This window comes from Streptomyces sp. YGL11-2 (genome assembly GCF_050054615.1).
Lineage (GTDB): Bacteria > Actinomycetota > Actinomycetes > Streptomycetales > Streptomycetaceae > Streptomyces.
Window position 1 is genome coordinate 436808 of the sequence record NZ_JBNHIN010000002.1, and the last position, 6071, is coordinate 442878.

Here is a 6071-nt window from a genome sequence, read left to right on the forward strand (position 1 = left end):
CACGACGGGGGGTCAGCCGATGTCGCGGCGGCGGAGGCCGGTCAGGCCGGCGGATATGAAGACCGCCGACAGGGCCGGCAGCCACAGGAAGGGTGCGGCCGTCACCGTCCCGCCGGGGAGCCTGGGCAGGTGGCCGTACGGCGAGAGGTCCATCGCCCACTGGGGGAGATCGAGGGCGGGACCGACCCAGCCCAGGGCGAGGCAGCCGCCGACCAGGGCCCAGACGGCGCCGGTCGCCCTCGGCAGCAGGCCGAAGACCAGCACTGCCAGCCCCGTGAGGGTCCACACCGCCGGGAGCTGGGAGAGCGCGGCAGCCAGCACCGGACCCGTACGGCCGGCGAGGTCGCCTACGGAGGCGCCGTAGCTGATGCCCAGGGCCAGCCCGCCGGCGGCCAGCACCACGGCGCTGCCCGCCACGGCGACGGCCAGATGACCGCACGCCCAGCGCACCCGGCCCACCGCGCCCGCCAGGACCGGTTCGGCGCGGTCACCGGTCTCCTCGGCGCGCATCCGGAGCACCGCGCCCACGGCGTAGAGCGCCGCGATCATGCCGAGCATGCCGGTCATCGTGGCCAGGAAGGCGTCGGTCAGCCCCTGTTGGCCGCCCATCCGCTCGAAGATCTCGCGGGTCTGCTGATTGCCGCCGACCATGCTCGCGGCCCCCTTGGCGATCCCGCCGAACGCCGCACCGGCGAGCGCGAAGCCGGCCGTCCAGCCCAGCAGCGTGGTGCGCTGGAGTCGCCAGGCCAGGCCCGACGGGCCGCCCAGCGAGCGGGGCGCCCGGGCCGGTCCGGGGCGGGCCGGCAGAAAGCTCATCCCGATGTCGCGGCGGGCGGTGAGGGCGTACGCCGCCGCCGTCGCCACGGCCGTCGCGGTGGCGAAGAGCAGCACCACCCACCAGCGCTCACCGGCGTACGCCCGGAGGTTCTGCGCCCAGCCGACCGGCGAGAGCCAGGTGAGCACGGGGGCGCCGCCTTCCCCGGCGGCGGCCCCGCCCGGGGCGCTCGCGGCGTCACCGGCGGCGCGCAGCGCGAAGGCCAGCCCGAGGGCCGCGCCGGTCAGGCCCTTGGCCATCCGGGCGCTCTCGGTGAGCTGTGCGGCGATCGCGGCCAGGGCGGCGAAGAACATGCCCGCGCCGCCGACCGCGATGCCGAGGGCGAGCGAACCGCCCGCCGGCTGCCCGGACTTGGCGAGTCCGGCGGCGATCAGCACGGCGAGCCCGGCGTTGGCGACGAGCGCCGCCAGCAGGGCCGCGGTCAGCGGCGCCCGGCGTCCCACCATGGCGGCGGAGAGCAGCTCCTGACGGCCCGTCTCCTCTTCCTCGCGGGTGTGCCGGACGACGATCAGCAGACTCATCACGGCGGCCAGCACCGCGCCGAGTCCGGCCATCCGCCACGCGACCAGGCCGCCGACGGAGTCGCTGAAGACCGGTCCGTACAGCGCGCGCAGTGAGGCGTTGGCGTTCATCGACGCGGCCAGGTCGGCGCGCTTGGCGGCGGTGCCGTACAGCGCCTGGAGGGACGAGCCCATGCCGGCGACGGACAGTCCGAGGACCAGCACCCAGGCCGGGATCAGCAGCCGGTCGCGGCGCAGGGCGAGGCGCAACAGGGCGCCGGTGCCCGCGAGATGGCGGGCTCCCCCGGCGCGGGCGGGGGCCGCCGCTACCGCGGTCATCGCGCGACCGCCCCTTCGGTGCGGGCGCCGCCCGGCCGGCGGACGTCGTCCTGATAGTGGCGGAGGAACAGCTCCTCCAGGGTGGGCGGCGTGCTGCTGAGGCTGCGCAGGCCCGCCGCGCCGAGCAGTCGGAGCACGGCGTCGAGCTTGTCGGTGTCCGCCTGGAGCCGGACCCGGCAGCCCGCGCCGCCCGCCCCCGGCCGCACGTCCAGGTCGTGGACGCCGGGCAGCCCGGAGAGACCCTCGGGCGCTCCGGCGAGCTCGGCGACGACCGACGTGCGGGCGAGATGTCGCAGCTCGCCGAGGGAGCCGGACTCCACGGTGCGGCCCTTGCGGATGATGCTGACGCGGTCGCAGAGCGCCTCGACCTCGGACAGCACATGGCTGGAGAGCAGGACCGTACGGCCGCGGTCGCGCTCCTCCGCCACGCAGGACTGGAAGACCTCCTCCATCAGCGGGTCGAGCCCGGAGGTCGGCTCGTCGAGTATCAGCAGGTCGACGTCCGAGGCGAAGGCGGCGACCAGCGCGACCTTCTGGCGGTTGCCCTTGGAGTACGTGCGCCCCTTCTTGGCGGGGTCCAGCTCGAAGCGCTCCAGGAGTTCGGCCCGGCGCGCGGTGTCGAGCCGGCCGCGCAGCCGGCCGTAGAGGTCGATGACCTCGCCGCCGGAGAGGTTCCGCCACAGGGTGACGTCGCCGGGCACATACGCCACGCGGCGGTGGATCGCGACCGCGTCCTGCCAGGGGTCCCTGCCCAGCAGCCGGGCGGCACCGCGGTCGGCGCGCAGCAGACCCAGCAGCACCCGGATCGTCGTGGACTTGCCCGCGCCGTTGGGCCCGAGGAAGCCGTGCACCTCACCGGCCTCGACATCGAGGTCGAGGCCGTCCAACGCCTGTGTCCGGCCGAAGGACTTGTGGAGGCCGGACACGCTGATCGCCTTCGTCATGATTCCGAAGGTACGCGAGATTCACAAACTTGTGAAGTTAAGAAACCGTATAAAGTTGGCGGAGCGGCTCTGATCAGGGGAGATGATGCGGGTATGGGCGAGCAGCGACAGCAGGGCAGCAGCGACCGGCGGAGCGGACGGACCGCGCTGGACGCATTGGAGGCATCGGACGCATCGGAGGCCCGGGAGGCCCGGGAGGCGCAGGACGCAGCCGGGCGCGACGGCCGTGATGGCCGCGACGGCCGTGACGACGCCGTGCCGACCTTCGTCGAGCGGTTCGCGGCGCAGATGGTCGACGCCGGGATGCAGCGCATGCCGGCCCGGGTCTTCGCCTGCCTGCTCGCCTCCGACACCGGCGTGCTGACCTCGGCCGAACTCGGCGAGCGGCTCCAGGTCAGCCCCGCCGCGGTCTCCGGCGCGATCCGCTACCTCTCCCAGGTGGGCATGGTCGGCCGCGAACGCGAGCCGGGCTCCCGCCGCGACCGGTACCGCGTCCACAGCGACCAGTGGTACGAGGCGCTCACCCGCCGGGACAGCATCCTCATCCGCTGGGAGCACACCCTCCGCGACGGCGTCGAGAGCCTGGGCGAGGACTCCGACGCGGGCCGCCGGATCGCCGAGACCCTCGCCTTCATCGAGTTCATGCAGCAGGAGCTCACCGGCATGATGGACCGCTGGCGCAACCACCTCGGCCGGCTGCGCACCGACCAGGGCGGCACCGCCCCGGCCGAGGCCCCCCGGCGCTGAGCCCCGGCGCCGGCCGCTCCCCGGTGCCGGCGGTCAGAGCCTTTCCGACGAGCCAGGGGCCGGAAAGGTCCTAGTCCCGCCGCGGCAGCTGGAGCCGCCAGGCCCCCGGCTGCAGCGTCCACGTACGCGTCCTGACCGGCCCGCCGACCAGCGCGTCCGCCCGGTAGTGGAAGTCCGCCCCGGACACCGTCACCGCCCGCGCCCGGGCCCGTACGGGGTGCCCTTCGCCGGCCCAGTGGACCACCACCTCGGCCAGCCCGCCGGACGGCGCCGGGACGTCCGGTGCCGCCGCCGACCCGTGTGCACCGGCCGTGCCGCTCGCGCCGTCGGCGTCGTGCAGACCGGCGCCGCCCTCGGCACGCGCCCCGCCCGGCATCACCGACACCCCGCGCACCGGCCGGTCCAGGTCCGCCAGCAGCGCCCCGTCCGCCTCGATCCGCAGCCGCAGCTGCTGCGCCGGCACCCGCCCGCGCCGGCCGCCCAGCCCGGCCGCCGGGGCCAGCAGCGACAGCGCCGAGCGGGCGGTCCGCGCGGCCGGCCGCCACCAGGCCCGGTGCCCGGCCCCGGGGTCCGCCGCGTCCTCCGGGGCCCCGGCCTCGCCCGTGTACCCCGTCGCCGCGGCGGGGCCCGGTGGGTCGTAGCCGCCGCAGCGCCCCGGATCGCCGAGTGAACCGTATTGCGGCAGCGCCCCGTCCCCGCAGGGGATCCGCAGCCCGCCCAGCACGATGCCGTCGCTGTCGTCCGTGAGCAGGTCCATCGGCCGCTCCCCGCCGTCCAGTACGGCGCGCGCGGCGGCGACGGCGTCCGTGGGGACGCCCAGCGTCCGGCTCAGCGCGACCGCGGCCGGCGCGCCCACCGGCACCATCGACAGCGGCACCCCACCCAGTTCCCGCTCCCTGTGGAGCAGGCCCACGACCCGCAGGAGCGCGCGGTCGTCGCCGATCACCACCGGGCGCCGGTGGCCGCGCCGGGCCAGCGCCCTGGCGAATTCCTCGGGCCCCTCGGGGAGGCAGATTTTCGCTCCCGCGCCCGCGCACAGGACATCCTTCGCGATGCGTACGGACTCGCCGTCCGTACTGCGGGCGACCGGGTCGATGACCACAAGCAGGGGGCACCCCCGAACGGAGTCCGCGGGAGAGTGCCCAGAAGGCTGCGCCGACACCTCGGTCCTTCCTCAGGTAGCATCTCGGTGCAAGAGCCCCTTGCGCTATTGCGCCAGGGGCTTCGTCTATTCCGGGGCACCGGTCCGACGGCTCTGGCGATGACGTCTGCGCGAACACGCGACGCCACGCCATCCACGCACGTTGGACATGCCCCGCCCGGAAGGGGTGTACGCCTGTGCCCGCACTTGTGCTGCTCGGTGCTCAGTGGGGTGATGAAGGCAAGGGAAAGGCCACCGATCTGCTCGGTGGGTCCGTGGACTACGTGGTGCGCTACCAGGGCGGCAACAACGCCGGCCATACGGTCGTCGTCGGCGACCAGAAGTACGCACTGCACCTCCTCCCTTCCGGAATCCTCTCGCCGGGGTGCACCCCGGTCATCGGCAACGGTGTCGTCGTCGACCCGGCGGTTCTGCTCTCCGAGCTGAGCGGACTCAACGAGCGCGGCGTCGACACGTCCAAGCTGCTGATCAGCGGTAACGCGCATCTGATCACGCCGTATAACATCACCGTCGACAAGGTGACGGAACGCTTCCTCGGAAAGCGGAAGATCGGCACCACCGGGCGCGGCATCGGCCCGACCTACGCCGACAAGATCAACCGCACCGGCATCCGGGTCCAGGACCTCTACGACGAGTCGATCCTGGTCCAGAAGGTCGAGGCGGCGCTCGACGTCAAGAACCAGCTGCTCACCAAGCTCTACAACCGCCGCGCCATCGAGGCCGGCCAGGTCGTCGAGGAGCTGCTGGGCTACGCGGACCAGATCAAGGGCTATGTCGCCGACACCACCCTGATCCTCAACGACGCCCTGGACAACGACAAGGTCGTGCTCTTCGAGGGCGGGCAGGGCACCCTGCTCGACATCGACCACGGCACGTACCCCTTCGTGACGTCCTCGAACCCGACCGCGGGCGGTGCCTGCACCGGCGCGGGCGTCGGCCCGACCAAGATCAGCCGGGTCATCGGCATCCTCAAGGCGTACACCACCCGCGTCGGCGCCGGCCCGTTCCCGACCGAGCTGTTCGACGCGGACGGCGAGGCGCTGCGCCGGATCGGCGGCGAGCGCGGTGTCACCACCGGCCGCGACCGCCGCTGCGGCTGGTTCGACGCGGTCATCGCCCGCTACGCGACCCGGGTCAACGGTCTGACGGACTTCTTCCTCACCAAGCTCGACGTCCTCACCGGCTGGGAGCAGATCCCGGTCTGCGTGGCCTACGAGATCGACGGCAGGCGTGTCGAGGAACTGCCCTACAGCCAGACCGACTTCCACCACGCGAAGCCGGTCTACGAAATGCTGCCGGGCTGGTCCGAGGACATCACCCAGGCGAAGACCTTCTCCGACCTGCCGAAGAACGCCCAGGCGTACGTCAAGGCGCTGGAGGAGATGTCCGGCGCCCCGATCTCCGCGATCGGTGTGGGCCCGGGCCGGGACGAGACCATCGAGATCAACTCCTTCCTGTCATAAGGAAATCCGGCACGGCCCCGGGGGGGGGGGGGGGGGGGGGGGGGGGGGGGGGGGGGGGGGGGGGGGGGGGGGGGGGGGGGG

The 6071-nt window shown here is 73.9% G+C and carries 5 protein-coding genes; 2 read left to right on the plus strand and 3 right to left on the minus strand.

The annotated features are described in order from the left end of the window. Positions 1 to 12: 12 nt before the first annotated feature. Together ACO1BR_RS04325 and ACO1BR_RS04330 are read right to left on the minus strand one after the other, a co-directional pair. Positions 13 to 1674 (minus strand): ABC transporter permease, encoded by a 1662-nt coding sequence (locus ACO1BR_RS04325; RefSeq protein WP_426793666.1) that lies wholly within the window; start codon positions 1672 to 1674, stop codon positions 13 to 15. Then, on the minus strand, positions 1671 to 2618 hold the full coding sequence (locus tag ACO1BR_RS04330) for an ATP-binding cassette domain-containing protein (RefSeq protein WP_426793667.1): 948 nt from the start codon (positions 2616 to 2618) through the stop codon (positions 1671 to 1673). Before ACO1BR_RS04330 ends, ACO1BR_RS04325 begins: the two co-directional genes overlap by 4 nt. 93 nt (positions 2619 to 2711) lie before the next feature. On the opposite strand from ACO1BR_RS04330, the gene ACO1BR_RS04335 reads away from it, so the two are divergent. Beyond that, on the plus strand, positions 2712 to 3365 hold the full coding sequence (locus tag ACO1BR_RS04335) for a GbsR/MarR family transcriptional regulator (protein WP_426793668.1): 654 nt from the start codon (positions 2712 to 2714) through the stop codon (positions 3363 to 3365). A gap of 70 nt (positions 3366 to 3435) precedes the next feature. On the opposite strand, the gene ACO1BR_RS04340 is transcribed toward ACO1BR_RS04335, so the two are convergent. After that, positions 3436 to 4467 carry a hypothetical protein gene (locus ACO1BR_RS04340; RefSeq protein WP_426793669.1) on the minus strand — a complete coding sequence of 344 codons (1032 nt, stop codon included), beginning with the start codon at positions 4465 to 4467 and terminating at the stop codon, positions 3436 to 3438. A 236-nt stretch (positions 4468 to 4703) separates the two neighbouring features. Between ACO1BR_RS04340 and ACO1BR_RS04345 the strand changes: the two genes are divergently transcribed. Further along, positions 4704 to 5990, plus strand: coding sequence for an adenylosuccinate synthase (locus ACO1BR_RS04345; RefSeq protein WP_426793670.1), 1287 nt, complete (start codon positions 4704 to 4706; stop codon positions 5988 to 5990). Positions 5991 to 6071: the final 81 nt, after the last annotated feature.